This window comes from Streptomyces sp. NPDC007205 (genome assembly GCF_040634095.1).
Classification (GTDB): Bacteria; Actinomycetota; Actinomycetes; order Streptomycetales; family Streptomycetaceae; genus Streptomyces.
On sequence record NZ_JBEYEW010000001.1, the window covers coordinates 271,904 to 297,446 of the forward strand.

Annotated in this window: 28 protein-coding genes; 22 read left to right on the top strand and 6 right to left on the bottom strand. The window is 69.8% G+C overall.

The window, feature by feature from the left end:
• Window positions 1–124: 124 nt before the first annotated feature.
• The 14 genes from ABZ624_RS01235 to ABZ624_RS01300 all read left to right on the top strand — a co-directional run bounded on the left by ABZ624_RS01235 (window position 125) and on the right by ABZ624_RS01300 (window position 11,300).
• Window positions 125–955, top strand: a complete 831-nt coding sequence (locus ABZ624_RS01235; RefSeq protein ID WP_360082129.1) for a hypothetical protein — start codon at window positions 125–127, stop codon at window positions 953–955.
• A gap of 58 nt (window positions 956–1,013) precedes the next feature.
• On the top strand, window positions 1,014–1,721 hold the full coding sequence (gene cpaB, locus ABZ624_RS01240) for a Flp pilus assembly protein CpaB (RefSeq protein WP_360081496.1): 708 nt from the start codon (window positions 1,014–1,016) through the stop codon (window positions 1,719–1,721).
• A 12-nt stretch (window positions 1,722–1,733) separates the two neighbouring features.
• Window positions 1,734–2,966 carry a P-loop NTPase gene (locus ABZ624_RS01245; RefSeq protein WP_360081497.1) on the top strand — a complete coding sequence of 411 codons (1,233 nt, stop codon included), beginning with the start codon at window positions 1,734–1,736 and terminating at the stop codon, window positions 2,964–2,966.
• 16 nt (window positions 2,967–2,982) lie between these two features.
• Window positions 2,983–3,378 (top strand): TadE family protein, encoded by a 396-nt coding sequence (locus ABZ624_RS01250; protein ID WP_360082131.1) that lies wholly within the window; start codon window positions 2,983–2,985, stop codon window positions 3,376–3,378.
• 1 nt (window position 3,379) lies between these two features.
• Window positions 3,380–3,733, top strand: a complete 354-nt coding sequence (locus ABZ624_RS01255; protein WP_360081498.1) for a TadE/TadG family type IV pilus assembly protein — start codon at window positions 3,380–3,382, stop codon at window positions 3,731–3,733.
• 16 nt (window positions 3,734–3,749) lie between these two features.
• Window positions 3,750–5,087 carry a CpaF family protein gene (locus ABZ624_RS01260; RefSeq protein WP_360081499.1) on the top strand — a complete coding sequence of 446 codons (1,338 nt, stop codon included), beginning with the start codon at window positions 3,750–3,752 and terminating at the stop codon, window positions 5,085–5,087.
• A gap of 6 nt (window positions 5,088–5,093) precedes the next feature.
• Window positions 5,094–6,038, top strand: a complete 945-nt coding sequence (locus ABZ624_RS01265) for a type II secretion system F family protein (protein ID WP_360081500.1) — start codon at window positions 5,094–5,096, stop codon at window positions 6,036–6,038.
• 19 nt (window positions 6,039–6,057) lie between these two features.
• Window positions 6,058–6,945, top strand: coding sequence for a DUF5936 domain-containing protein (locus ABZ624_RS01270; RefSeq protein WP_360082133.1), 888 nt, complete (start codon window positions 6,058–6,060; stop codon window positions 6,943–6,945).
• Between the two features lie 187 nt (window positions 6,946–7,132).
• Window positions 7,133–8,377: a histidine kinase gene (locus ABZ624_RS01275; RefSeq protein WP_360082135.1), complete on the top strand. Its 1,245-nt coding sequence runs from the start codon at window positions 7,133–7,135 to the stop codon at window positions 8,375–8,377.
• A 13-nt stretch (window positions 8,378–8,390) separates the two neighbouring features.
• Window positions 8,391–9,143: a response regulator transcription factor gene (locus ABZ624_RS01280; protein WP_360081501.1), complete on the top strand. Its 753-nt coding sequence runs from the start codon at window positions 8,391–8,393 to the stop codon at window positions 9,141–9,143.
• A gap of 125 nt (window positions 9,144–9,268) precedes the next feature.
• A complete protein-coding gene (locus ABZ624_RS01285; RefSeq protein ID WP_360081502.1) occupies window positions 9,269–9,466 on the top strand; it encodes a hypothetical protein in 198 nt (65 codons plus the stop codon).
• Window positions 9,463–10,071 carry a pilus assembly protein TadG-related protein gene (locus ABZ624_RS01290; RefSeq protein ID WP_360082137.1) on the top strand — a complete coding sequence of 203 codons (609 nt, stop codon included), beginning with the start codon at window positions 9,463–9,465 and terminating at the stop codon, window positions 10,069–10,071. Before ABZ624_RS01285 ends, ABZ624_RS01290 begins: the two co-directional genes overlap by 4 nt.
• Window positions 10,072–10,087: 16 nt before the next feature.
• Complete coding sequence (locus ABZ624_RS01295; RefSeq protein ID WP_360081503.1) at window positions 10,088–10,669, top strand: hypothetical protein; 582 nt, start codon at window positions 10,088–10,090, stop codon at window positions 10,667–10,669.
• 7 nt (window positions 10,670–10,676) lie between these two features.
• Entirely contained in the window at window positions 10,677–11,300 is a 624-nt protein-coding gene (locus ABZ624_RS01300; protein ID WP_360081504.1) for an OmpA family protein, read from the top strand.
• Window positions 11,301–11,303: 3 nt separating this feature from the next.
• Here ABZ624_RS01300 and ABZ624_RS01305 read toward each other — a convergent pair whose 3' ends face one another.
• The 4 genes from ABZ624_RS01305 to ABZ624_RS01320 form a co-directional block, all read right to left on the bottom strand.
• Complete coding sequence (locus tag ABZ624_RS01305; RefSeq protein WP_360081505.1) at window positions 11,304–11,660, bottom strand: hypothetical protein; 357 nt, start codon at window positions 11,658–11,660, stop codon at window positions 11,304–11,306.
• 200 nt (window positions 11,661–11,860) lie between these two features.
• A complete protein-coding gene (locus tag ABZ624_RS01310) occupies window positions 11,861–13,291 on the bottom strand; it encodes a hypothetical protein (protein WP_360081506.1) in 1,431 nt (476 codons plus the stop codon).
• Between the two features lie 14 nt (window positions 13,292–13,305).
• Window positions 13,306–13,779, bottom strand: a complete 474-nt coding sequence (locus tag ABZ624_RS01315; RefSeq protein ID WP_360081507.1) for a hypothetical protein — start codon at window positions 13,777–13,779, stop codon at window positions 13,306–13,308.
• Window positions 13,780–14,469: 690 nt separating this feature from the next.
• The gene (locus tag ABZ624_RS01320) at window positions 14,470–14,838 is read right to left on the bottom strand and encodes a DUF192 domain-containing protein (protein ID WP_360081508.1); all 369 of its coding nucleotides are present in this window, start codon (window positions 14,836–14,838) and stop codon (window positions 14,470–14,472) included.
• A 118-nt stretch (window positions 14,839–14,956) separates the two neighbouring features.
• Here ABZ624_RS01320 and ABZ624_RS01325 point away from each other — a divergent pair, with 118 nt between their 5' ends.
• The 7 genes from ABZ624_RS01325 to ABZ624_RS01355 all read left to right on the top strand — a co-directional run bounded on the left by ABZ624_RS01325 (window position 14,957) and on the right by ABZ624_RS01355 (window position 23,336).
• The gene (locus ABZ624_RS01325) at window positions 14,957–15,829 is read left to right on the top strand and encodes an LLM class flavin-dependent oxidoreductase (protein ID WP_360081509.1); all 873 of its coding nucleotides are present in this window, start codon (window positions 14,957–14,959) and stop codon (window positions 15,827–15,829) included.
• Between the two features lie 47 nt (window positions 15,830–15,876).
• A complete protein-coding gene (locus tag ABZ624_RS01330) occupies window positions 15,877–16,380 on the top strand; it encodes a GNAT family protein (RefSeq protein ID WP_360081510.1) in 504 nt (167 codons plus the stop codon).
• A gap of 392 nt (window positions 16,381–16,772) precedes the next feature.
• Entirely contained in the window at window positions 16,773–17,558 is a 786-nt protein-coding gene (locus tag ABZ624_RS01335; protein ID WP_360081511.1) for a methyltransferase domain-containing protein, read from the top strand.
• A 764-nt stretch (window positions 17,559–18,322) separates the two neighbouring features.
• Window positions 18,323–19,096 (top strand): isoprenyl transferase, encoded by a 774-nt coding sequence (locus ABZ624_RS01340; protein ID WP_360081512.1) that lies wholly within the window; start codon window positions 18,323–18,325, stop codon window positions 19,094–19,096.
• Window positions 19,097–19,444: 348 nt separating this feature from the next.
• Window positions 19,445–20,770 carry a PhoH family protein gene (locus tag ABZ624_RS01345; RefSeq protein ID WP_360081513.1) on the top strand — a complete coding sequence of 442 codons (1,326 nt, stop codon included), beginning with the start codon at window positions 19,445–19,447 and terminating at the stop codon, window positions 20,768–20,770.
• 401 nt (window positions 20,771–21,171) lie between these two features.
• The gene (locus ABZ624_RS01350) at window positions 21,172–21,873 is read left to right on the top strand and encodes a lytic transglycosylase domain-containing protein (protein ID WP_351238563.1); all 702 of its coding nucleotides are present in this window, start codon (window positions 21,172–21,174) and stop codon (window positions 21,871–21,873) included.
• A gap of 140 nt (window positions 21,874–22,013) precedes the next feature.
• Window positions 22,014–23,336, top strand: a complete 1,323-nt coding sequence (locus ABZ624_RS01355) for an AI-2E family transporter (RefSeq protein WP_360081514.1) — start codon at window positions 22,014–22,016, stop codon at window positions 23,334–23,336.
• Window positions 23,337–23,357: 21 nt separating this feature from the next.
• Here ABZ624_RS01355 and ABZ624_RS01360 read toward each other — a convergent pair whose 3' ends face one another.
• Together ABZ624_RS01360 and ABZ624_RS01365 are read right to left on the bottom strand one after the other, a co-directional pair.
• A complete protein-coding gene (locus tag ABZ624_RS01360) occupies window positions 23,358–23,891 on the bottom strand; it encodes an alkyl hydroperoxide reductase (protein ID WP_360081515.1) in 534 nt (177 codons plus the stop codon).
• 3 nt (window positions 23,892–23,894) lie between these two features.
• A complete protein-coding gene (locus ABZ624_RS01365) occupies window positions 23,895–24,449 on the bottom strand; it encodes a peroxiredoxin (protein ID WP_360081516.1) in 555 nt (184 codons plus the stop codon).
• Window positions 24,450–24,589: 140 nt separating this feature from the next.
• Between ABZ624_RS01365 and ABZ624_RS01370 the strand changes: the two genes are divergently transcribed.
• Window positions 24,590–25,528: a LysR substrate-binding domain-containing protein gene (locus ABZ624_RS01370; protein WP_360081517.1), complete on the top strand. Its 939-nt coding sequence runs from the start codon at window positions 24,590–24,592 to the stop codon at window positions 25,526–25,528.
• Window positions 25,529–25,543 lie beyond the last annotated feature (15 nt).

Below are 25,543 nucleotides of genomic sequence, written 5' to 3' on the forward strand. Positions count from 1 at the left end.
TACAGTGCTCAAGTAGTCACGCAGTGAAGTCGTCCTGGCGCACGGGAGTCACCCCGGTGGGCCGGCGGGTGTGAAGAGCGGGGAGCTGCGCGTGCCAACTGCCATTGCCGTGACCAGTGCTGACATGGCGCTGCCGGCGCAGGACGAACGGACCATGCCGGCCGTCGTGCTCAGCGGCATCGACCAGCGGCCGCTGGAGCAGGCGCTCGCCGAACTCCACGCCCTGACCGAGCAGTACGGCTATGTCGTCGTCCTCTGCTCGGCCGCCGCTCCCGAGCCCGTCGTACGACGCCTGCACACCCTGCGCTCGCTGCTGGAGAGCGATCGCATCGCCCTCTTCCGGCCCGAACTGCCCCCGCTGGGAGTCGCTGTGCTCGCCCGGCAGTTGCGCCAGCTCGCCTCCTGCGATCTGAGCCCGGGTGTGCTCGCCTCCGCCGGGCGGCTGCTCACCCACTACCTCCACGCCGGGGCCGTACTCGGCTCCGTCGCCAAGCTGGACCGGGTCCCGGTCGGGCTGAAGGCGCACGCCAAGTCCTGGGTGCCCGGCAGTCAGTTCGCCGTGCTCGCCCATCCGGAGCCGCAGCTCGTCAAGGTCGGACCCGGCGTCACCCTCAAGGGGCCCGAGTTCAACACCTGGATGCTCGTCGCCAAGGGGCAGCAGGCGCAGGGCGACTGGGTCGCCGGACTCGCCGGGCAGTGGAGCGTGCACGGACTGCGTGAGGTTGCGCTGCCCGCCGAGTCCACGGCGTGGTGGGGGACGGCCCGGATCACCGAGTTCTGCAGCTACCTCGCCGATCTGTCCGTTCTGTATCAACTCGTCACGTCGGTACGGCAGGCAGGCTGCCACTGGTGCGGCCTCGACGTCATCGGTGACCGCTGCATCTTCTGCTCCGCCACCCCGCCCGCCCACGAACCCGCCGCGCCCCGCGCCCTGGAACAGCGCACGCCCGCCTGACCAGCCCGGCACGTCCGTACCCCGCTCGACCGATTCCCCCAATGAGGTTGCACGGTTCATGAACTCCCGTCAGCGCCGCGGCGTGATACTCCTGATCCTGTCGGTCCTGTGCGCTCTCGGCGCGTTCGCCGGCGTGCTCTCCGTCGTCAACGACGTGAATTCCAAGGTCGGGCCCGAGGTCACGGCCTATCGGGTCCGGTCCGACGTGAAGCCGTACACCGCCCTGGACGCCGGCCAGTTCGAGCAGACCAGGATGCCGAAGCGGTGGCTGTCCGGCAACGCGGTCACGGATCTGCGGCAGATCCAGGGCAAGATCGCCGTCACCACCCTGCGCGCGGGCTCCCTGCTCCAGACCGACATGATCGTCGACCAGCCCGCCCTCCAGCCCGGACAGCAGGAGGTCGCCATCATGATCGACGCCGCGACCGGCGTGGCCGGGAAGATCACCCCGGGGGCGCGGGTCAACGTCTATGCCACGTTCGCGGGGAAGAAGGACGCCGACCCCGACCAGTCGAAGATCATTGTGACCAACGCGCGCGTCCTCGACGTCGGCCGGATCACCGCGCTCGACCCCGACAGCGGCAAGAACCAGCAACAGCCCACCCAGGCCGTCCCCATCACCTTCGCGCTGTCCACCCTCGACGCCCAGCGCCTCACCTACGCCGAGTCCTTCGCCCAGCGCGTCCGGCTCGCGCTGGTGGCCCCCGGCAGCGAGACCAGCGTCCCGGACAAGGACCGCACCTACGAACTCGCGACGGACAAGTGAGAGGCGGCCCGCATGCCCACCAGGATCCTCCCGGCCGGTGCGGACCCGGATGCCGTCCGCTCCCTCACCACCCTGCTCAGCCAGCTCCCCGACGCCGAGCCACAGCCACCGGTGACCGACTCCACCCAGCTGGCGGACGCCCTCGCCCGGCTCGCCGCCGAGTCCGTGGACGAACTGCCCGAGGTCGTCGTCGTCCACGAGCGGATCGGCCCGGTCCCGGCCCTGGAGCTGATCCGCGAGGTCGCGCTCCGCTTCCCCGCCGTCGGCGTCATCCTCGTCACCACCGACACGAGCCCCGGCCTGTTCTCCGCCGCGATGGACTCCGGCGCCCGCGGCCTGGTCGCGCTCCCGCTGTCGTACGAGGAACTCGCCAGCCGGATCCAGGCCGTCGCCCAGTGGTCGACGGGGGTGCGCCGCCATCTCGGGCACAGCGCGGACGTCCTCGGCGGAGTCGGCGGTACGGCCGTCACGGTCAGCGGCGCCAAGGGCGGCGTGGGAGCGACGCTCGCGGCCGTCCAGCTGGCCCTCGCCGCGCAGGCCTCCGGCCGGGCGACGGCCCTGGTCGACCTGGACCTCCAGGCCGGTGACATCGCCTCCTACCTGGACATCCAGTTCCGCCGGTCCGTGGTCGACCTCGCCGCCATCACCGACATCTCGCCCCGCGTCCTCGCCGACGCCGTCTTCCGCCACGACACCGGGCTCGCCCTGCTCCTCGCCCCCGCCGAGGGCGAACGCGGCGAGGAGGTCACCGACCGCGCCGCCCGCCAGATCGTCAGCGCGCTGCGCTCCCGCTACGAGGTGGTCGTGGTGGACTGCGGCGCGCAGTTGAGCGGTGCGGGTGCGGCGGCGGTGGAGATGGCCGACACCGCGCTGCTGGTGACCACCCCGGACGTGATCTCCGTACGCGCCGCCAAGCGGACCGTACGGATGTGGGACCGGCTGCAGATCCGCAAGGCCGAGGAGACCACGGTGGTCGTCAACCGGCACACGCGCAGCACGGAGATCCAGCCGGCGCTGGTCCAGCGCATCACCGGGACCGCTCTGGCGCGTACCGCCGTCCCCGCCAACTTCAAGGAACTGCAGGGCGTGGTGGACGCGGGGCGGCTGCACGAGCTGGACAGCAGGAGCACGGTGAAACAGGCGCTGTGGGCGCTCGCGGGGGAGCTGGGACTGGTGAAGGCGGCCGAGGGGGCACACCGCGGAAGCGGGCGGGGCCCGGCCGGATTCCGGCGGCGGAAGGAGTGAGCGCTCCATGAGCTCCATGAACCCCATGAGAAGGAGAAGGCCGAGTGGGGACCGGGGGCAGGTCAGCATCGAGTTCCTGGGCATGACGCCGCTGATCATTCTGACCCTGGTGCTCGTGTGGCAGGCCGTGCTGGTGGGGTACACCTTCACGCTGGCCGGGAACGCTGCGGACGAGGGGGTGCGGGCGGGGACGGCGGCGTCGCGGGAGGAGCGGTACGGGGTGTGCCGGCAGGCGGCGCTGAAGCATCTGTCGGGGGCGTGGCAAGGGGGTGCCGACGTGCGGTCGTGCGGGGGGACCGGCTATGTGACAGCGGACGTGTACCTCAAGGTGCCGGTCCTTTTTCCCGGCCTGATCGCCTTCCCCGTCACCGTGCACGGCCACGCCGGCGCCGTCGAGGAGGTGAAGGACTGAGATGCCGTACCGGCGCGGACGACGGGACACGGGCCAAGTGGCCATCGAGTACCTGGGGTTCATCCCGATCCTTCTGATCGTGGCCATGGCGGGCATCCAGATCGGGGCGATCGCCTACGCCGCCGAGCAGGCCAGTACGGCGGCCAGGGCGGGGGCGCGGGCGGCGTCACTACGACAGGACCCTCAGCGGGCGTGCTCCGAGGCCGTCAGCGGCTCCCTCACGGTGACGTGCGGCGGGCCCGGCGAAGGGGACGGCTCGGTCACCGTCACCGCAACCGTGAAGATCCCCCAGATCGTCCCTGGCTGGCACTTCGACCCCGCCGTCAAGTCCGCCACCATGCCGCTCGACCACTAAGCGAGGAGTCGCCGACATGAGCCTGCGGGCACGCATCAGCACCCCGGAGGAGCACGGCAGCCGGGGCGAGGACGGGCATCTCGTCGCCTCCTACCGGGCCAAGCTGCTGGAGGAGATCGACCTCGCGGAGATGAGCGCGCTGGCCGCCGCCGAGCGCCGGGCCCGGCTGGAGCGGGTGCTCGGGCACATCATCAGCCGTGAGGGCCCGGTGCTGTCGACGGCCGAGCGCTCGCAGCTGATCCGCCGGGTGGTGGACGAGGCACTGGGCCTCGGCATCCTGGAGCCGTTGCTGGAGGACGCGTCGATCACCGAGATCATGGTGAACGGCCCCGACGCGATCTTCGTCGAGCGGGGCGGGCGCGTCGAGCAGTTGCCCTTGCGGTTCGTCTCCTCGGACCAGCTGATGCAGACCATCGAGCGGATCGTCTCCACGGTGAACCGCAGGGTCGACGAGTCGAACCCGATGGTGGACGCCCGCCTGCCCTCCGGCGAGCGCGTCAACGTCATCATCCCGCCGCTGTCGCTGACCGGCCCGATCCTCACCATCCGCCGCTTCCCGCGCTCCTTCACCCTCCAGGAGCTGATCTCCTTCGGCTCGCTGGACGAGCACATGGTGTACCTGCTGGCGGGGCTGGTGCAGGCGAAGTTCAACATCATCGTGTCAGGCGCCACGGGCACCGGGAAGACGACCCTGCTCAACGCCCTCTCCGGGCTGATCCCGCCGCACGAGCGCATCATCACCATCGAGGACTCCGCCGAACTCCAGCTGCAGCAGACGCACGTGGTCCGGCTGGAGTCCCGGCCGCCGAACGTCGAGGGCAAGGGCAAGGTCACCATCCGCGACCTGGTCCGCAACTCGCTGCGGATGCGCCCGGACCGGATCGTGGTCGGTGAGGTCCGCGGCGGCGAGTCCCTCGACATGCTCCAGGCGATGTCGACGGGCCACGACGGCTCCCTGGCCACCGTGCACGCCAACAGCGCCGAGGACGCCCTGACCCGGCTGCAGACCCTCGCCTCCATGTCCGACGTCGAGGTCCCCTTCGTGGCGCTGCACGACCAGATCAACAGCGCGGTCGACGTCATCGTCCAGCTCACCCGGTTCGCCGACGGCGCCCGCCGGATCACCGAGATCGCGCTCCTCGACAGCCACGGCGGGGAGCCGTACCGGCTCGCGACCGTGGCCCGGTTCGACGCCCGGCCCATGACCCCCGACGGCCGCGTGTACGGCAGCTTCCAGTACTTCCCGCTGCCCCGCCGTACCGCCGACCGCCTCTACATGGCGAGCCAGCCCCTCCCGCAGGCCTTCGGAGTCGCCCACTCCGCGGACCAGCTCGCCACCCGAGAAGCCAGGTAGGCTCCCATGGAACTCCACACCCTCGTCCAGCTCACCACCGGCGTGGCGCTGCTGGCCTGCGTCCTGGCGGTGGCCGGCGTGCACGCCTACGCCTCGGGCCGGGCCCAGCGCGCCGCCCTCGTGGACCGGCTCACGCACACCGGCCCCATCCCGGCGACCGGCCGCAGACGACGCTTCCGCGACCTCGACCGGCGGCTGCGCCGTACCCGCTTCGGCCGCTGGCTGGAGCTGCGCCTGACGGCGACCGGACTGGACGTCACCCCGGGCGAGTTCTTCGTCTACATGCTCGCCACGGTCGCCGCGCTGTGGCTGATCGGCCAGGCCACCCTGGCGCCCTTCTTCGGCCCGCTCGCCGGTCTGCTCGGCGTCTGGGCGGCGGTCCAGTTCCTCAACTGGCAGCGCCAGAAACGCATCGAGCGCTTCATCAGTCAACTCCCCGAACTGGCCCGCATCCTGGCCAACGCCACCCAGGCGGGCCTGGCCCTGCGCACCGCGATCGGCATGGCGGCGGAGGAACTGGAGGCCCCGGCCGGCGAGGAACTGGGCAAGGTGGCCGACCAGCTGGCCATCGGCCAGTCCCTCGACGACGCGCTGGGCGAGCTGGCCGACCGCCTGCCGTCCCGCGAGCTGGTCGTCCTGGTCACCACCTTGGTCCTCTCGAACCGCGCCGGCGGCCAGGTCGTGTCCGCCCTGCGGAACCTCACCGAGACCCTGGAGGAACGCAAGGAGACCCGGCGCGAGATCCGCACCCAGCTGAGTCAGGTGACGATGACGTCGTACGCCGTCCCCGTCCTGGGCGTAGGCGCGCTGTTCCTGATGAACGGCGTGAAGGACGGCGCGCTGGCCCGTATGACCGGCTCACCGGTCGGCCAGGCCTGTGTGCTCATCGCCTTCGCGATGTACGCGGTCGGGTTCGTCCTCATCCGGCGCCTGAGCCGGATCGACGTGTGAGGGGAGGACCGGCCTGATGGTGGGATTCCTGCTCGCCCTGCTGCTGGGGCTCGGGGTCTGGGGCGCCTTCGCGGGCATCCGCATGTACCGCGCGGACGCGAAACTCCCCGGCGACCTGGCGGTGGCCCTGGAGGTCGGCGCCACCCGCACCGGCGCGGTGGGCTCGGTCATCGACCGGATGGGCATGCGCTACGCCCCCGCCGTGCTGCGCCTGATGGGCCCGCGCCTGGTCGCCAGGTACCGCCGCAAGATCGACCTCGCCGGCAACCCGGGAGGCCTGACCATCGACCGCTACGCGGCCCGCCGCGCGGTCTACGGCGCGCTGGGAGCCGTCGGCTTCCTGGTCTTCCTGCTGCGCGGCCAGTGGTTCATAGCCGTCCTCCTGCTCCTGTTCGGGGCGTTCTGGACCGAGGTCGGCATCTGGTCGGCGATCCGGGTCCGCAAGGACGTCATCGAGCGCACCCTGCCGGACTTCCTGGACGTACTGGCGGTGGTCGTCAGCGCGGGGCTCGGCTTCCGCCAGGCCCTGGACCGGGTGGCCTCCCGCTACGAGGGCCCCTGGGCGGACGAACTGCGCATCACGCTCCGACAGATGGACCTCGGCATGAGCCGCCGCCAGGCCTTCGCGGAACTGAGGCGGCGCAACGACTCGGAACAGGTGGCGATGTTCGTGACGGCACTGCAGCAGGGGGAGGAGCTGGGCGCGCCCATCGTGGACACGTTGGTCTCCCTGGCCAAGGACATGCGCCGCACCGACGCGCAGAACGCCCGGCGCAAGGCCGCCCGCGCGGTGCCCAAGGCCACGCTGATGATCACCACGTTCATGGTCCCGGCCACCATGCTCCTGCTGGGCGCGGGCCTGGTCCTCGGCTCCGGAGTGGACTTCGGCTCCCTCACGGGGAAGTGAGGCGGACGTGACGGTGACCGGGTGGACGGGGCGCGGGGGGAGTTCGGCTTTCGAGGGCTGCCTGAGCCGGCTGAAGGGGATCGGGGTCTGGTTCCCACGGCGCCGGACGCCGACCACCGGGACCCCGCATCCCGTCGCTGCCACCACCGAACCCTCGGAGAAGATCCAGGTCAGCGCGCTGCAGGCGATGTGCCGACAGGTCTTCGGCTTCCGCCTTGCCATGATCGCCCTGGCTGCCCCCGCCGCGCTGCTCAACGCGGCCCCCGGCCTGGGCGTCCGCCTGGTCGGCGCGGCCGTGGTCGTCACCTTCATGGTGTCCTACGTCCTCTTCCGCGACTGGGAACGCTTCGGCCCCCTCCTCCTGCGCCACCCGAGCCTCCTGGCCGCCGACACCCTCTTCGGCTCCCTCCTCCTGATCTCGGCCGGCCCGGACACCACCCTGGCCTACGTCAGCGTCTGCACCCCGCTCCTGGCAGGCCTGGTCTACAGCTGGCGCGGCGCGGCGTTCTTCGCCTCCCTCCAGTCCCTGATCCTGCTCCTGGTGCACGCCACCCTGAAGGCCGACCACCACGCACCGGTCGCCGAGGCGTTGCTCCTGCCCGGCCTGTGCGTCATCGCCGGCGCCATGGGCTCGACCCTGCGCAACCTGACGCTCCGCTTCGGTGCGGCGACCCAGGCCCTGACGACGGTCCAGGCCCGCCTGGCGGCGGCGGAGGCGGTGAGCGCGGAACGCGCCCGGCTGGCCCGCGAGATGCACGACTCCGTGGCCAAGACCCTCTACGGCGTCGCCCTCGCGGCGGACGGCCTGGCGGCGACGGCCTCCGCCGAGGCCCCCGACCCGGCCCGCATCAGGGAACAGGCGGAACTGGTCTCCCGCTCGGCACGCAGGGCGGCGGCCGAGTCGAGGGCACTGCTGACGGACCTACGACGAGAGCGCCCGGACATGCCGGGGGAGACGGCCTTATGGACCGAACTGTCCTGCGCGGCCCGGAACTTCGCGCAGCGCACGGGCCTCCGAGTCATCTGCTCCTGGCCCAAGGCCCCGGACGCGGATCCCACGCTGCCTGCGCCGCCCACCCTTCCCTCGTTGCCCGCGCCCGTGGCCCGCAACCTCCTCTCCATCGCCACGGAAGCGCTGGAGAACGCCCACCGTCACGCGGGCGCGACCCGCGTCGACATCCACGCGGCGGTGTACGGCACCGTGCTGCGCCTCACGATCCACGACGACGGCCGGGGCCTGCCGCCCGGCACGACGCTCGGACAACTCCGTGACCGCGGCCACTTCGGCGTGCTCGGCATGGTGGAACGCGCCGCGCAGACGGGCGCCCGGATCCGTATCGGCCGAGGCGGCCACGAACGGGGCACGGAGGTACGCGTGGAACTCCCCCTACCGGTCCCGCACCAGCCCGGTCCGTCCCCCCGGACCCCCTGAGAGGAGGCAGACCATGCAGCACAGTCCCCCCTGGCCGGAGCCCCCCGCGCCGCCGCCTCCCCCGTTGCGGCTGGTGGTGGCCGACGACAATCCCGTGGTCCGGGCGGGCCTGACGGCCCTGCTCTCGGGGCGCGAGGACACCACGGTGGTGGCGGAAGCCGCGGACGGCCGCGAGGCCTACGAGGCTGCCCTGCGACACCGCCCCGACGTGATCCTCCTCGACGTCCGCATGCCCCGGGTCGACGGAATCTCGGCATTGCCGCACCTGGTGCGACTGGCGCCGGTCATGATGCTCACCTACAGCCACGAGACGGAGACCGTGCGGGAGGCGTTGCGGCTGGGGGCGGGGGGATACCTGGTGCACGGCGAGTTCACGACGGAGCAGTTGGTGCGGGCGGTGCGGGATGTCAGTGAGGGCCGGCCGCATGTGACCCCCGGGGCGGCGAGGGCGTTGCTGACGGACCTGCGGGGGAGTGCATCTGCACACACGGAGGCTCAAGTGCCGGACACTTCAGGGGAAAACTGGGGCCGAGCGCTTTCGCAACTGCAATCACCTGTGGCAGAGTCATTCCGTTCACGTTTCCGGCTGAGTACGAGGGAGGCGGAGATCATGGACCTCATCGCGTCCGGCATGACCAACCAGCAGATCGCCGCCGCCTGCTTCATCTCCGAGAAGACGGTCAAGAACCACATCAACCGCATCTTCGCCAAACTCCAGACCACCACCCGCTCGCAGGCCGCCGCGAAGTGGCTGGGGGTGGTCTGAGGTGGGGGCGCGGGGGAGCGACAAGGGCCGTGAATGGGTCCGGGGTTGGGTCCTGGGGCCCTCTGACGGGGGCCGGCACCCGGCATACGTTCTCCGAATCGGAGGCGAACCCGGAGGGGACCACCATGAGCAACTGGTTCAACACCACCGTCGCGTATCTGCAGGCCCGTGCCGCCCGCAGCGACAAGGGCCAGACAGCGGTGGAGTACCTGGGCATCATCGCGGTGGTGGTGGCGATCGTGCTGGCGATCACCGGGACGAGTATCGGTCAGACGATCTTCGACGCGATCAGGAACAAGATCAGCGAGGTCACCGGCGGCTGAGTCCTCCATATCGCGACGCGGGGCAGGCCTTCCCCATCTACCTCACGGTGGTGGCAGGCCTGCTCTTTCTTGCGCTGGCCTACCTCGCCGTCGGACAGGCAGCGGTGAACCGGAGCGGGGCTCAGACAGCGGCGGACGCGGCAGCGCTCGCGGCGGCCCAGGACGAGCGTGAACAACTCACGGATCAGTGGGTCAAGGTGCTGCGCGACCCTACGAAGTGGGAGAACGTCTTCGAGGGCAGGGTGCCGCTCGACGACCCATGTCGACGGGCCGTCGAACTCGCCGCACAGAACTACGCCTCGCTGAACCACTGCCCTCCGCCGGGGTTGCTGTACCGGGTCGACGTGCAGACGAAGAAGAACGTCGGCCGATCTGTCGTACCCGGCAGTGAGAACTACAAGTCCACGGCTTCTGCCATCGCCGAGGTCCAACGCCTCTGCTGGTTCAAGCTCCCCGATAAGGGTGCCAAGGGCGATGAGCTGCCTGAACTCACCTGCAAGCACGACAAGGTCTGGCACCTGAAGCCGGACGACACCACAGGACTCCCGAAGCCTGAAGACCTCTTCGACGTCCACCTGGTCAACTCACCAGCGAACGATCAATGACGAAGGAAGCGGAGCGATGAGCATTCGGTTCACTGCGAAGACCCGCAGGGGGATGGTCGCATTGACCGTTGCGGCTGGTCTGGCCGTGGGTGTGGCCGGTTGCGGTGGAGGTGGCGGCGACGACAAGAAGCCGGAGAGTTCAGCCTCCGCTTCCCGGACAAGCGGCTCCGGCCCGAGCGCGCAGGAGGGCCAGTCGGAACAGCCGCTGGCCGAACTGAAGGGTTCGGACGGCCTGCTTCTCCAGGTCAGCTCCGCGCAACGGGACTCTGGTGGCTTCGTCACGGTGAACGGCACCCTGAAGAACGACGGTGCGAAGGATCTACTCATCCCGGCTGCCCTCAGCGGCAATGAAACCGAGATCACCAAGAACGGCCCGTCCCTGGGTGGAGCCACCCTCGTCGACTCGAAGGGGAAGAAGCGCTACTACGTACTGCGCGACACGGAAGGCCGCCCGCTCACCACAACCGGCCTGGGCACGCTCAAAGGCGGCCAGTCACTGCCGGTCTTCATGCAGTTCCCCTCACCACCCGAGGACACCGCTGAGGTGACCCTTCAGCTGCCCACTCTTTCCAGCGCCACCATCAAGATCCCCGGGTGAGGCCAAAGTGACCACCCCCCGCCTCACCGCCACCTTCGCCCTTACCGCCACCCTTCTCCTCACTGCCACCGCCACCCCCGCCCACGCCGGCGACACGGACCCGAGTCAGCCCCCGGACACCGCACCCTCCGCCACCGCGCCCGTCAAAATCGACCCCACCGACCCCGACCTCAAGCTGCCCGAGGGCGCCACCCTCGCCGCGCCCAAGGTGCTGGACATCAAGTCGGTCGTCGAAGACCAGAGCGGGGACGAGCGCCGCGAGGACACCAACGCCGACGTCACCTTCGCGCTCCAGGCCGAAGTCCTCTTCGGCAAGGACAGCGCCAAGCTCGGCGACGAGGCGAAGGCCCGGATCGCCACCATCGCCGAGGAGATCAAGAAGCAGAACGCGACCCAGGTCCGCGTCTTCGGTTTCACCGACAACCTCGGTTCCTCCGCCCACGGCGACGTCCTGTCCAGGCAGCGCGCCAACGCCGTACAGGCCGTCCTGGACCAGGACCTGAACGACCCGGACGTCACCTTCGAGGTCCGCGGCTATGGCGAGCAGTACCCGATCGCCGACAACTCCACGGAGGAGGGCCGAAGGAAGAACCGCCGGGTGGAGGTGTCGTTCCCCCGGACCCAGGCCTGAGGACTAAACGGCGCCGCTGAGGTACACCTGGTTGCGCTGAGCGTTGATGGGATGCACAGCGATGTTCAGCCAGTTCAAGTTTCCGTCACAGACGGTGCACACCGGGCCTTCAGTGACATCGGCGAGCGTCTCCGGCTCCTTCAGGCCCAGGTGGGCGAAGGGGGTGGTCGGCGACTGTTCCCTTCCCGAGGTAACAGGGGTGTTCCGATGCAGCAGGGGGCTCTCGGGACGCAGCTTTCGAATGAATGCCTTGGTGTCGGCGTTGGGCAGCGTGAAGGCGAGCAGTACGCCGTCGTCCTGGAACCCTCGCTGGTATGCGGCTCTGAGATCGGCGGCCCGCGCTGGAAGCGTCACATTCATGAGTTTCGCGACCTGCGCGGGGGTCTTGCCTTCGACCCAGTACGGGATGCGGCGTCCGCCTTCGGACCCCTCAGGTGCCGGTGACCTTGGTGCGGCAGACGATGAACAGGCAACCAGCGAGCAGGCCAGGGCCGCACACAGGGCGCCGAGGACCGCTCGGCGTCGGCGCGCGGAGCAGATCGGGCGAGAGGGCGTGTTCCTCATCGGGCGTCTCCGTTGCGCCCGATGTCCGTGCGCGTCCCGTCCCGTCCGGGATCGGCGGGGGCAGGCAGCGAACCCGACCCGGTGCCCAAGTCGTAGTGCCGCACCGTCCCACTGCCTCTCATGTCGTACTCCTTCGCCAGTCCCGTCCTGTGCAGACGAGCCATGTCCGCATCGGTCACGGTCGTCGGTCCGATCGGGGTGGCCTTTCCGGGGTCCCAGTTGTAGCGGTCCCAGACGTTCACCTGGTAGTCGAGGCTGATCTTCGGCTTGCCGTCGGCTCCCGGAACCACGGTGACCACACCGGTGGTGTTCGTTTGGGCGCTGCCGACCGCCAGATACCAGTTGCGATCGGTGTGCGTGTATCCGGTACCGGCGGATTCCACCGGAATCGCCACGGGCTTACCGCCGGACTTCCGGTAGGCGTCCAGGGCCTCTTGCCGCCAGTGGTCCTGGTTCTCCGTGATGGATGTCTTGGCCGCGTTACGCAGTGCGGCGTCGTCGTGCATCATCCTGTCCACGTCGAGGTCGAGAGGTGTCCCGGTGCCCCGGAGGTAGTGGTCCATGTTGTGGGCGGCGTCGGTGTGGCCGATGAAGTCGCCCGCGTTCGAAATGCCTGTCGCTTCCGCCAGGATCCAGTAGTCGTGCGCGGTCGGGTCTTCGACGTCGTACGGGCCGGAGCCGTCGTCGGGGGATATCTGCTTGACCGTGACACCGAGGATTCCGGCGGACATCAGGTCGTCCTTGTGCTGGGACCACAGTTCGGCACGCGCCTGGGGACTCAGCGATTCCCAGAGCCGTCGCAGTTCTGCTCTCTGCTGTGGTTTGGCGTCATCACCGAGTGCCGCGAGCTTCTGGGCCCGCGGCAACATGTCCTCGTCGAGGGAGGTGTACGTGGCGTGGCCGGCGTTGTAGGGGTCGTTGCCGTGGCTGCGGCTGAGTGCCCGGACGACGGCGGCGTCGATCTCCGCAGCGTGGCGGACGAGGTCGGCCAGGGTGTCGGCGTACCACTGCATCAGCTCTTTGGACTTCTCCCCCTCTTCCTTTCCGTCGACGGTGCACATGGCGGGCATGACCTTCACGGTGCCGTTCTCATCAGGGACGACCAGGTAGCCCTTCTGCCGCGCTTCCCCTTCCAGGTTCTCCGCCCTGCGTTGCAGGCCGACGAGTTCCTGATGGGCGTCGTCCAGGACGCTCCAGATGCTCTTGGCCTCACTGTGCAGGTCGGCGCACTCCTTGGCCGTCTTGTCCACGAACTCACGGGTCACGGTGGCGTTGACCCCGGCCCAACGGGCGGTGTCGGCCTTGGCCTTCAGCCCGTCATGGGCATCCTGGGACAGCGTCTCAAGGTGTTTCACCGCCTGTTCCCAGGTGCCCACGGCGGTGCCGAGTTTGCCCAGGTCCACGTCCAGCAGATCGCGGTAGTTCACGCCCCCGCCCCCCGTCACTCGAAGTAGCTGTTCAGAACGGATACGGAGACCGCGGACCCATCCCGGCCGCGCACCTCAGCGGCGATGGTTTCGTCATCATGTGCGTGCAGCTTCTTCGAGTAGTCAAGGTGATTCGATATGTGGGCGAACGCCTGCAGCACCGCTTTGACCTGAGAGGTCCAGACGGAAACGGTCGTCTCGAGACCCGCCCCCATCGCGAAATGGTGACTCTTCAGCGCAGCCGCGGCCTGCATCGTCGTGCCCGCGCCGTGGTCGTCAGCTCCCGCTCCCGCGATGTCGACCTGATCGTGAAGGCGAGCGTGGAGCTGGAAGGCCTCGTGGCCGACGGCGCCGAGGTCGTCCTGATGGACGACGAGGTCAGCACAGCCCGTGCCGCCAGCGGTGTCGGCTGCACTGTTCAGTTGCAGACGCGCCGATTGCTTGTCAGCAGCCCGGCTTTTCAGCTGCTCCCATTCGTCCCATGCCATGAGTCACGAACCCCCGTTGTGATGACCTGGCGATCTCGACTGCCAGTTTACGTGCGCCCAACCAGGTGTGCGGGCTTGCCTGTTCAGTGGCCAGCCAGATGCTCTCCGGCAAGGTTGCACGCCGGGTTTCTTCTGCCGGGCGGCTATGCCCCGAACACCGCCAAAGAGATGGGCGCTGGCCAGCGGGACATGCAACGAAAGGTTGCGTGGAGCTTCGACGAGGAGGAGGAGAACGAAACCTACTGGTTCACCGTCGAGGATGGGCGCGAACTCGACATCATCGGTGACGGAACAACTGTCTGCTCAACAGAGGACCTGGGACTCGTACCGGCTCAACCACCTGCCACATTCGGTGAGTCCCTTTCGCATCCACGACGGACTCCGGACACGACTTGATCGTCGACCACCGGCAAGGACCGACGCACGGGGCTGTCCGCAGGATCGAACCGGACCTGGTCGACCCCTGCGCTGTGGTGTGACCGAGCGTGCGGGCCATGTGCACCTCCGTGGTCGAAGCACTGGAGACGGGCCGCCCGATCACGGTGGGGACGGTGGCATACGTGCCGAGGGTCCTCGACGGCGCTATCGACTGGGAGATCGTCGGGTAGGCGTGCGGACAGGCAGAAGGGGCCGATGGTTCCGACGGTCGTTGCCGCGATCACATTGCTGTACGCGAAGCTCCGGGTAGGGCTACTCGGCCTCGACGGCGACCCGAACTCCTGTCTTCATTCCCCACCCCGCCATTGCCCCCGCCTCCGCCTCCAGTACATGCCGCGACCGCAGCCGAGGCAGGCCCAGGCGGCCCGGCTTCATTGTCCGGACGGCGATGACGGTGAGGGTGCGGTCGAGGTAGGCGACGTCGATGGGGATCCGCATGCGGAAGGTGTGCACTCCGCCGGCGGGGGAGAGCAGCATGGCCCCCTTTACCGAGTCGCGGCCCAACAACCCCCTGGTACGGGCCCGGTAGGAGGTCGCGATTTCCAGGGGAACGGAGACCGCGGCGTCGTCACCGCTCCCCTGCACGACCAGCCGACCCCGTCCGTCCCGCCACCGTGCCATCCGAAGGCCACCTCCGCAGTGACGGTACCCACAGCGCTGCCGGCAACGCCTGCAGGCGGAAGGCGCCCAGAAATTAAAGGAGTTGCCCGGGCGACCGCCTCCCACTAGGAAGAGGCCCATGACAGGACTCGGTGTCGTGTTCCGCCCCCAGCTTCCGCCCGAGCGGCTGCGGGCCGTCGCCCGTGTCGCGGACGGCGTGGGGCTCGAAGAACTGTGGTTGTGGGAGGACTGTTTCCTGGAGGGCGGGATCTCGACGGCCGCGGCGGCGCTCGCGTGGACGGAGCGCGTGCGTGTGGGTGTGGGACTGCTGCCCGTGCCCCTCAGGAACGTCGCCGTGACCGCGATGGAGACCGCGTCGCTGCACCGGATGTTCCCCGGCCGCGCGACCGTCGTCGTCGGGCACGGTGTGCAGGACTGGATGGGGCAGGTCGGGGCACGGGCCGCCTCGCCGCTCACCCTCCTCGGCGAGCATCTCGACGCCTTGCGCGAGCTGTTGACGGGGAAGCGGCTCACTGTGCGGGGGCGGTACGTCTCCCTCGACGGCGTCGGCCTCGACTGGCCGCCGGAGCGCGCCGTGCCGGTCTTCGCCGGCGCCACCGGGCCACGCACGCTCCGTCTCTCCGGCGCCAAGGCCGACGGTACGCTCCTCACCGCCTCCACCTCCCCGGACGGCGTACGCCAGGCCCGGCGGCTCATCGAGGAGGGGCAGCGGGACGCGGGGCGCGGCGGGCCGCACAAGGTCGTCGTCTATCTGCTGGCCGCCACAGGGCCCGGCGCCGACGCCCGGCTGCGGGCCGAACTCGCCGCCGAGGGGCTGGAGTCGGAGCCGGGCGTGGGTGTCGCGGGGGACGCGGGTGCCGTCGCCGCGGCCGTACGACGGCTCGCCGAGGCCGGTGCCGACACCGTCGTGCTGCAGCCGACCGGGGACGAACCCGACCCGGAGGGGTTCGTGCGGTTCGCCGCCGAGGAGGTCCGGCCGCTGGTGCCGTAACCGCAGGTGGCGGGGCGTTGTCAGTGGCGGCTGCCACACTGCCCTGCATGACCGACGAGCGCGACGAGCAGCACGGCGAAGTGAGCCTGCGGGGTGTCACGGACGACGACCTGTTCGTCTTCCTCGCCTATGAGCACGACCCGGAAGCGGTCCGGCGGTCGAGGTTCACACCCCGGCCCCGGGACGCCTTTCTGCGGCACTGGCGGGAGCGCGTGCTGCGTGATCCCGACTGTCTCGTGCGGACGGTCACCGTGGGCGGGGAGGTCGCCGGGAGCGTCGTCTCCTGGACGCAGGAGGACGGGCGGCGGTACGTCGGGTACTGGCTGGGGCGGCCGTACTGGGCGAGGGGCGTCGGCAGCCGCGCACTCGGCCTGTTCCTGCGACTGGAGCGTGTCCGGCCGTTGTACGCCGATCCGTTCGGCGGCAACACCGCCTCCGTCCGGCTGCTGGAGAGACACGGCTTCGAGCGCGCGGGCACCGTCCGGCACGGGGAGGACGAGCACATTCTGTTGGTCCTGCACCCCGCCGCGCGCCCGGAGGCGACCCCATGACGTCGATCCCCGCGCCCTGGCAGCTGCCCTTCGAGCCGGCCCGGGAAGAGCTGCGGGCTGGCAGCAGGCCCGTCGGCGCGGTGCTGGGAGAGGACGTTGCGACCGGTCGCCCGGTTCGGCGGGCTGCTCATGTGGCTGTGGGCGGTGCGGTACACACCGGAGCGGGCACCGGACGGCCCGGCCGCACACGAGGCCCGGCGCCTGCGGGACGCCGGCGTACTCGCGACACCGACCGCCCAAGCGGCGTACGCCCTGTCCACCCCACCCCACCCAACCGCCCCCCACCCCTGTCCGCCCCGCCTCCCGGCTTGGTCCATGTGGCCGGCGTGCCGCGCGGCCTCCTGGCGGAAATCAGCAGGCCGCGCCGACAACACCCTGCGATCATGGCGGCCATGTCAGTGAACCCTTCCTTCGAAGACCTCGTGGCCGAGGGCGTCACCGTGCCGACCGAGGGGTGGGACTTCTCCTGGTTCGAGGGGCGGGCGAGCGAGGAGCGGCCCTCGTGGGGGTATGCCGTGTCGGCGGGGGAGCGGCTGGCCGGGGCCGAGGCCGTGCTGGCCATCCAGACCGGCGGCGGTGAGGTGCTGGACTTCGCCCTCGCCACCGCAGCCCCGGCCCGGCCGCTGCTGGCCGCCGCGACGGAGGGCTGGCCGCCGAACGTGGCCAAGGCCACCGCCCTGCTGCGGCCGCGGGGTGTGGTGGTCGTCGCCGCCCCGGACGAGGCACCGCTGCCGTTCGCCGACGAGGCGTTCGACCTGGTGCTCAGCCGGCATCCGGTGCGCCCGCACTGGGACGAGATCGCCCGGGTGCTGCGGCCCGGCGGCACGTACTTCGCCCAGCATGTCGGTCCGGCCAGCGTCTTCGAGCTGGTCGAGTACTTCCTCGGGCCGCAGCCGGAGGAGGTGCGGGCCGGCCGGGACCCCGAGCGTGAGCGGGCCGACGCCGGGGCGGCCGGGCTGGAGGTGGCGGGGCTGCGGGCGGAACGGCTGCGGATGGAGTTCCACGACGTCGCCGCCGTTGTCCATTTCCTGCGCAAGGTGGTGTGGATGGTCCCGGGCTTCACGGTGGAGGCCTACGAGCCTCAACTGCGCGCACTGCATGCGCGGATCCGGCAGGAGGGCCCCTTCGTGGCGCACAGCTCCCGGCACCTCTTCGACGTCCGCAAGCCGACCCGCTGAGGCAGTTTCCACATTGTTATCGGCTCCGGTTCACATCTGCCCCACCGGTCACGTAAGTTCAGACCAAGGTTATTCGCGCAAGCAAAGCTGCGCGGGCGGAGCCGCGCAGTGGAGGGGGCTGCGCGGTGCCGTGAAACCGAGTGACCTTCCCCGCGCCCCGTAGCGGAACCGTCAAGTCAGGATTCGCTGACCGGGTAGCCCGTCGGAGGGACCCCGGGCGCAACCTGCCCACCCACCCCAAGATGGCGCAAACCTTACGGAATCCCTCCGAATCATTTCGCGTGCGGTCGGTTTTTCCTGGGATTCCGCCGTGAACCGGCCATGGGACCCCCCTGAATCCATCGTTCCGTGCCCAGCTGGGCGTCGCCGGGTGACTTCGGAGAGTAGTTGTGGCTCGCCGATGCACCCGCGATCCCTCACGAAGGGTTATGGTGGAAACCCCCCCTCGGGCCGGTCCGTCTCCCCCCCACGGACCGGCCCGTTTTTCGTGCCCGGCAGACGGTGGGTCTTTCGTCGGGAACTCCGGGAACCCCTCGGCATGCGAGGAGCGTCCCTACCTCAGAGGCGCGGGACCGTGCTCGACACGAGGGCTCCGCCGCGTGGGCGCGACCGGCCGCGGCGGGCCCGCAGGTGACGACGAGGTCGCACCCGCACCAGCCCCCGTCCCCAAACCCGGGCCAGAACCAAGCCCCCGGCGGGGGTAGGCTCAACGGCTCGGGCAACCGTACGCACCGAACCCCCACGCCAAACCCCCGGAGGGCCACGTGAACCTGCGCGACAACCTGCGCAGCCTGCTCGTCAGGCTCTACGCACGCCGGGTGGAGGGCCACCTGGACCACGATCAGGTGCCCAAGCACATCGGCGTCATCATGGACGGCAATCGCCGCTGGGCGAAGGCGTCCGGCTCCACCACCGTCCACGGCCACCGGGCCGGTGCCGAGAAGATCGAGGAGTTCCTCGGCTGGTGCACCGAGACCGATGTCAAGGTCGTCACCCTGTGGCTGCTGTCCACGGACAACTTCGACCGGCCCCAGGACGAACTCGGCCCCCTGCTCGGCATCATCGAGGACGTCGTCCGTACCCTCGCCGCCGACGGCCGCTGGCGCGTGCACCACGTCGGCACGATGGACCTGCTGCCGGCCGGGATGCAGCGCACCCTGAAGGAGGCCGAGGAGGCCACCGCCCCCATCGACGGCATACTCGTCAATGTCGCGATCGGGTACGGCGGGCGGCAGGAGATCGCCGACGCCGTGCGCTCCATGCTCCTCGACGCCCGGGACAAGGGCGTGACGATGGAGGACCTCGCCGAGTCCGTCGACATCGACATGATCGGCCGTCACCTCTACACCGGTGCCCAGCCCGACCCGGACCTCGTCATCCGCACCAGCGGCGAACAGCGGCTGTCCGGATTCATGCTGTGGCAGACCGCGCACTCCGAGTACTACTTCTGCGATGTCTTCTGGCCCGCCTTCCGCAAGGTCGACTTCCTGCGCGCCCTGCGCGACTACGCCGCACGTCACCGCCGTTACGGCGGCTGAGGCAGACCGGACGCCCCGCTGACCGCCACGGCAGCGGGGCATTCGTATACCCCGGTTCCGGTCGACTTAACAAGGAGTTCACCAGCACGCCGATGGCCGCTTTTGCATGGCGGCGCATGTTCGAGGGCATAAGGCAGACAGGTCGACACCCGAACCACGGGTGTCGGATCTCAGCGGGCGGCTCGGGGCCGTCCGCCCGGGAGGCCCTTTGCACCAGCCCGATCGTGCGGTCACTGCACGGAAGCAGCCGCGGAGGGCCGGTTCACGGCCCGCCGTTCGCGGGGGCCAGACACCGGTCCAGCTCAGCCTCGTCGCTCCCCGACCTCATCCGAGGGGGTACGTCCTTCCGTGGTGACCAGCACAAAGCGCCACAAGCCAGACCGGCGCACCTATGTTCTCGACACCAGCGTCCTGCTGGCCGACCCGAACGCCCTGACCCGCTTCGACGAGCACGAGGTCGTGCTCCCCATCGTGGTGGTCACGGAACTGGAGGCCAAGCGGCACCATCCGGAACTCGGCTACTTCGCCCGCCAGGCCCTGCGCCTGCTGGACGACTACCGGGTGAAGAACGGTCGCCTCGACGCCCCCATCCCGATCGGGGAGCTGGGCGGGACCGTCCGTGTCGAGCTCAACCACTCGGACCCCAGCGTGCTGCCCACCGGCTACCGCCTGGGGGACAACGACTCCCGCATCCTGGCGGTGGCCCGCAATCTGCAGGCCGAGGGGTACGACGTCACGGTCGTGTCGAAGGACCTGCCCCTGAGGATCAAGGCATCCTCCGTCGGGCTGCTCGCCGAGGAGTACCGGGCCGAACTCGCCATCACGGAGAACTCCGGCTGGACCGGCATGTCCGAACTGACGCTGCCCGGCGAACAGGTGGACATCCTCTTCGAGGAGGGACATGTGTATGTCCCGGAGGTCTCCGGCTTCCCCGTGCACACCGGCCTGACCATCCAGTCCGAGCGCGGCAAGGCGCTCGGCCGCGTCACCGCCGAGGGCAACGTCCGCCTGGTGCGCGGCGACCGGGAGGCGTTCGGCATCAAGGGCCGCAGCGCCGAGCAGCGCATCGCGCTCGATCTGCTGCTCGACCCGGACGTCGGGATCGTCTCGATGGGCGGCCGGGCCGGCACCGGCAAGTCGGCGCTGGCGCTGTGCGCGGGTCTGGAGGCGGTCCTGGAGCGCCGTCAGCACCAGAAGGTGATGGTCTTCCGGCCGCTGTACGCGGTCGGCGGCCAGGAACTGGGCTATCTGCCGGGCTCCGAGGCGGAGAAGATGAGCCCGTGGGCGCAGGCCGTCTTCGACACGCTGTCCGCGGTCACCAGCCGGGAGGTCATCGAGGAGGTCACCGCGCGCGGGATGCTGGAGGTGCTCCCGCTCACCCACATCCGCGGCCGCTCGCTGCACGACGCGTTCGTGATCGTCGACGAGGCGCAGTCGCTCGAACGGAACGTCCTTCTCACCGTCCTGTCCCGAATCGGCGCGAACTCACGGGTGGTTCTCACCCATGACGTGGCACAGCGGGACAATCTGCGCGTCGGTCGCTACGACGGTGTGGTCGCCGTCGTGGAGAAGCTGAAGGGACACCCGCTCTTCGCGCACGTCACGCTGACGCGGTCTGAGAGGTCCCAGATTGCTGCGCTTGTGACCGAAATGCTGGAGGACGGCCACATCTGACCCAGACCGCACGGTAATTGGCGTCGTCCGGCCAAAGGCATCAGAGCCTAGCCGGGCGGCGCCTTGGCGTGTAGAGCTTTCCGAAAATCCCCAGGGGTAAACGGGATGTGAGCTTTCACACTCAACGCAGAATTGCCACCCGGCGTCCGGTTACGGCAGAGTCTCAGTCCTGTCAGGCCCCGCATACGGCACACCTGCACCCCCAGCGGTGCAGCACCACAGAAGCACCACCAACTCCATAGAGTTCGCCGTATGCCGCCCGCGCACCACGCGGCGCTCCCCGACAGGGAGTTGCCCACCGGGCCCGTGCCTCCCGTGACCCCGCAGTTGGGAGGCCAGTGTCAGGGGCACGATTGCGTCCGCCAGGGTCACCGAAGCGGGCGATGCTGGAAGGAAACCGTGTGAGCCGGATTTCGGTCCGGGGATTCGCAGTGGCCTCGGCCACCGCGGTCACCGCCGTCGGAAGCGTCGTCGGAGTTGCCTCGGGCAGCGTCGCGCAGCAGAACAACAACGACGCCGAGGCGACGGCAGCCGACACCACGCTCCTCGCGGACATACCCGCGGGCCAGCAGGCCCAGGTGCAGTCCGCGTCCCTGACGCAGCAGGCCGACGCCCAGGCCATCGCCGCGGACACGAGCGCCAAGAAGGACGCCGAGGAGGCGGCCCGCAAGGCAGCCGCCGAGACCGCGATCGCCAAGAAGGCCGCGGCCGAGCAGGCGGCCAAGCAGGCCAAGGAGCGTGCCGAGGCCAAGAAGGCGGCCAGCCGCGACAGCGCCCGGGACTCCTCCAGCTTCCCCGTCCAGAGCAGCTACTCCGTCGCGCAGATCCAGGCGATGGCGCGTCAGATGGTGGCGGGCGACCAGTTCCAGTGCTTCAGCAACATCGTGGACCACGAGTCCAGCTGGAACTACCAGGCGGTCAACGCCTCCTCCGGTGCCTACGGCCTCTTCCAGGCCCTGCCCGCCGGTAAGTACTCCTCCGCCGGTGCCGACTGGCAGACCAACCCGGCCACCCAGATCAAGTGGGGCCTCAACTACATGAACAGCCGGTACGGCAGCCCCTGCCAGGCCTGGTCGTTCTGGTCGGCCAACCACTGGTACTGACCCGGCCGGCCCCGCTCGACCTCGCGCAGCCCCTCCCCGTCCTCAGGTGAGGGGCTTTCGCCCTGTACGGTCGTATCGGCATGCCTCCAGGGGGAGGAGAGGTGGCGAGCACGCGGGGACGCGGGGGAAGAGGACGGAACATGTCGCGAGTGCCAGGGTGGCTCGGCCGGCTGGGCGCCGGTCTCACCGAGATGAGCGAGCGCCTGGACGAGCGCCGTGCGGAAGTGGAGCAGGACGGCGAGCCGCTCGCCGCGTCCGAACCTCCCGCCGCGGCCGCCGCCGAGACCCCGCTCCCCGTCCGCCGGCCCGCACCGCCGGCCGGCGGCCCCCGCCCAGACCCCGCCGAGGCCGTGCCCTGGGGCGTACGGGTGGCGGCCGAGGCCGGCTGGCGGCTCCTGGTCCTCGCCGGCACCGTCTGGGTCCTGATGCGTGTCATCAGCGCCGTCCAGCTGGTGGTGTTCGCCTTCGTCATCGCGCTGCTCGTCACCGCGCTGCTGCAGCCGACGGTCGCCCGGCTCACCCGTCGCGGAGTGCCGCGCGGCCCGGCCACCGCGCTCACCGCGATCAGCGGGTTCGTCGTCATCGGGCTGATGGGCTGGTTCGTGACCTGGCAGGTCATGGAGAACATCGACACGCTCTCCACCCAGATCCAGTCCGGCATCGACGACCTGCGCGACTGGCTGCTGAAGAGCCCCTTCCACGTCACCGACAAGCAGATCAACCAGATCGCGAAGAACCTCCGCGAGGCGATCGGCGCCAACGCCGACCAGATAACGTCGGCGGGCCTGGAGGGCGTTCAGGTCATCATCGAGACCCTCACCAGCATTCTCCTGGTGTTCTTCTCGACGCTGTTCCTGCTCTACGACGGCAAGCGCATCTGGGAGTGGTTCCTGAGGCTGGTGCCCGCCGCGGCCCGCCCGGGCGTGGCCGGTGCCGGCCCGCGCGCCTGGAGCACCCTGACCGCCTACGTTCGCGGCACGGTCCTGGTCGCCCTGATCGACGCCATCTTCATCGGCATCGGCATCTACTTCCTGAACGTGCCGATGGCCGTCCCGCTGGCCGTCTTCATCTTCCTGTTCTCCTTCATCCCGCTGGTCGGCGCGGTCGCCTCCGGCGCGCTCGCGGTGATCGTGGCGCTGGTCACCCAGGGTGTCTTCGCGGCTGTCATGACGCTCGTGGTCGTCCTCGCGGTACAGCAGATCGAGGGCCACGTCCTGCAGCCGTTCATCCTCGGCCGCGCGGTCCGCGTCCACCCGCTGGCGGTCGTCCTCACGGTCGCGGCCGGCGGCATGGTGGCCGGCATCGGCGGCGCGGTGGTGGCCGTACCGCTGGTGGCGGTGACGAACACGGTCGTGGGGTATCTGCGGCAGTACTCGGAGGACCTGCAGCAGCGGAAGGCCGCCGCCCCGGCCGAGGACGAGCTCATGGCGGAGAACGCCGAAGACCCCGCCCACCAAGGGTGAGCGGGGTCTTCACAGAACCGCTTACTCGGCCAGCACGGCCTCGGCGTCGAGGGTGACGCCGACCGCCTGGATCACCGAGGCGATCTTGAACGCCTCCTGGACGACCTCGCGCTCGACGCCCGCCTTGCGCAGCACCTGCTCGTGCGAGTCAAGGCACAGGCCGCAGCCGTTGATCGCGGAGACCGCGAACGACCACAGCTCGAAGTCGGCCTTCTCCACGCCCGGGTTGCCGATGACGTTCATCCGCAGACCCGCGCGCAGGGTGCCGTACTCGTGGTCCGACAGCAGGTGACGCGTCCGGTAGAAGACGTTGTTCATCGCCATGATGGCGGCGGCCGACTTGGCGGCCGTGTACGCCTCCGGCGTGAGGTTCGCCTTCGCCTCCGGCTCCAGCTCACGCAGCACGATCGGGGACCGGGAGGCGATGGCGGTCGCCAGCACCGTGCCCCACAGCTGCTGCGTGGGCAGGTCGGAGTTGCCGATGACCGAGCCCAGGTTGAGCTTCAGGTCCTTGGCGTAGTCCGGGACGCGGGACTTCAGCGAGTCGAGCGACATGGGTCACTCACCAGCCAGCAGCGCGACCGGGTCCAGGGTGTCCTCGCCCTTGCTCCAGTTGCACGGGCACAGCTCGTCGGTCTGCAGGGCGTCCAGGACCCGCAGGACCTCCTTGGGGTTACGGCCCACGGAACCGGCGGTGACCATGGTGAACTGGATCTCGCGGTTCGGGTCGACGACGAAGACGGCGCGCTGCGCGAAGCCGTCCTCGCCCTCGATGCCCAGCTCGCGCATCAGCTCGTGCTTGGAGTCGGCCATCATCGGGAACGGCAGGTCGGTCAGGTCCGGGTGGTCCTTGCGCCAGGCGTGGTGGACGAACTCGGAGTCACCGGAGAAGCCGAGGATCTGGGCGTCGCGGTCGGCGAACTCGTCGTTCAGCTTCCCGAACGCGGCGATCTCGGTCGGGCAGACGAAGGTGAAGTCCTTCGGCCAGGCGAACACGACCAGCCACTTGCCCTCGTAGGACTTGTGGTGGATCTGCTCGAACTCCTTGCCCTTCTCCAGCGAGACGCAGGCGGTCAGTTCGAACTCGGGGAACTTGTCACCGACAGTGAGCACACGCTCTCCTTGCAGCGAAGAAAGACCCCTTTTGAGGATCTTTCCCATGGGGTTGGACTTTTTCGATGTTGGCACAGGGTGCATTGATTAGGGAAATAGCTACACTCGGTCAGGTTGATCGGAGGTGGTTATCAGTGACCATGAGTAATGGAAAGCGGAGACAGCCGAGCCTCGCACAGCTGCGTGCCTTCGCCGCCGTCGCCGAGCATCTGCACTTCAGGGACGCGGCGGCCGCCATCGGGATGAGCCAGCCCGCCCTGTCCGGGGCGGTCTCGGCGCTGGAGGAGACACTGGGTGTGACCCTCCTCGAGCGTACGACGCGCAAGGTGCTGCTCTCGCCCGCCGGTGAGCGTCTTGCCGGACGGGCGAAGGCGGTGCTGGACGCGGTCGGGGTGCTGCTGGAGGAGGCCGAGGCGGTCCGGGCGCCCTTCACCGGAGTGCTGCGCCTCGGGGTGATCCCCACGGTCGCGCCGTATCTGCTGCCGACGGTGCTGCGGCTCGTCCACGACCGCTACCCGCACCTCGATCTCCAGGTCCACGAGGAGCAGACGGCCAGCCTGATCGACGGCCTGGGCTCCGGCCGTCTGGACCTGCTGTTGCTGGCGGTCCCGCTCGGTGTGCCAGGAGTCGTCGAACTCCCTCTGTTCGACGAGGACTTCGTGCTCGTCACCCCGCTCGACCACTGGCTCGGCGGCCGTGAGGGCATCCCGCGCGAGGCGCTGAAGGAGCTGAACCTGCTGCTCCTGGACGAGGGCCACTGCCTGCGCGACCAGGCCCTCGACATCTGCCGGGAGGCGGGCCGCGAGGACGCGCCGGTGACCACGACGGCCGCCGGGCTGTCCACGCTGGTCCAGCTGGTGGCCGGCGGCCTCGGCTGCACACTGCTGCCGCGTACGGCGCTGAGGCTGGAGACCACCCGGAGCAGCCAGCTCCTCACCGGGTACTTCGCCGAGCCCGCCCCCAGCCGCCGGGTCGCCCTGGCGATGCGAGCGGGAGCGGCGCGCTCCGCGGAGTACGAGGAGCTGGCCGCGGCGTTGCGCGAGGCGCTTGGTGCGTTGCCGGTACGGGTGCTGGACTAGGTGTTCCGGGGAGGC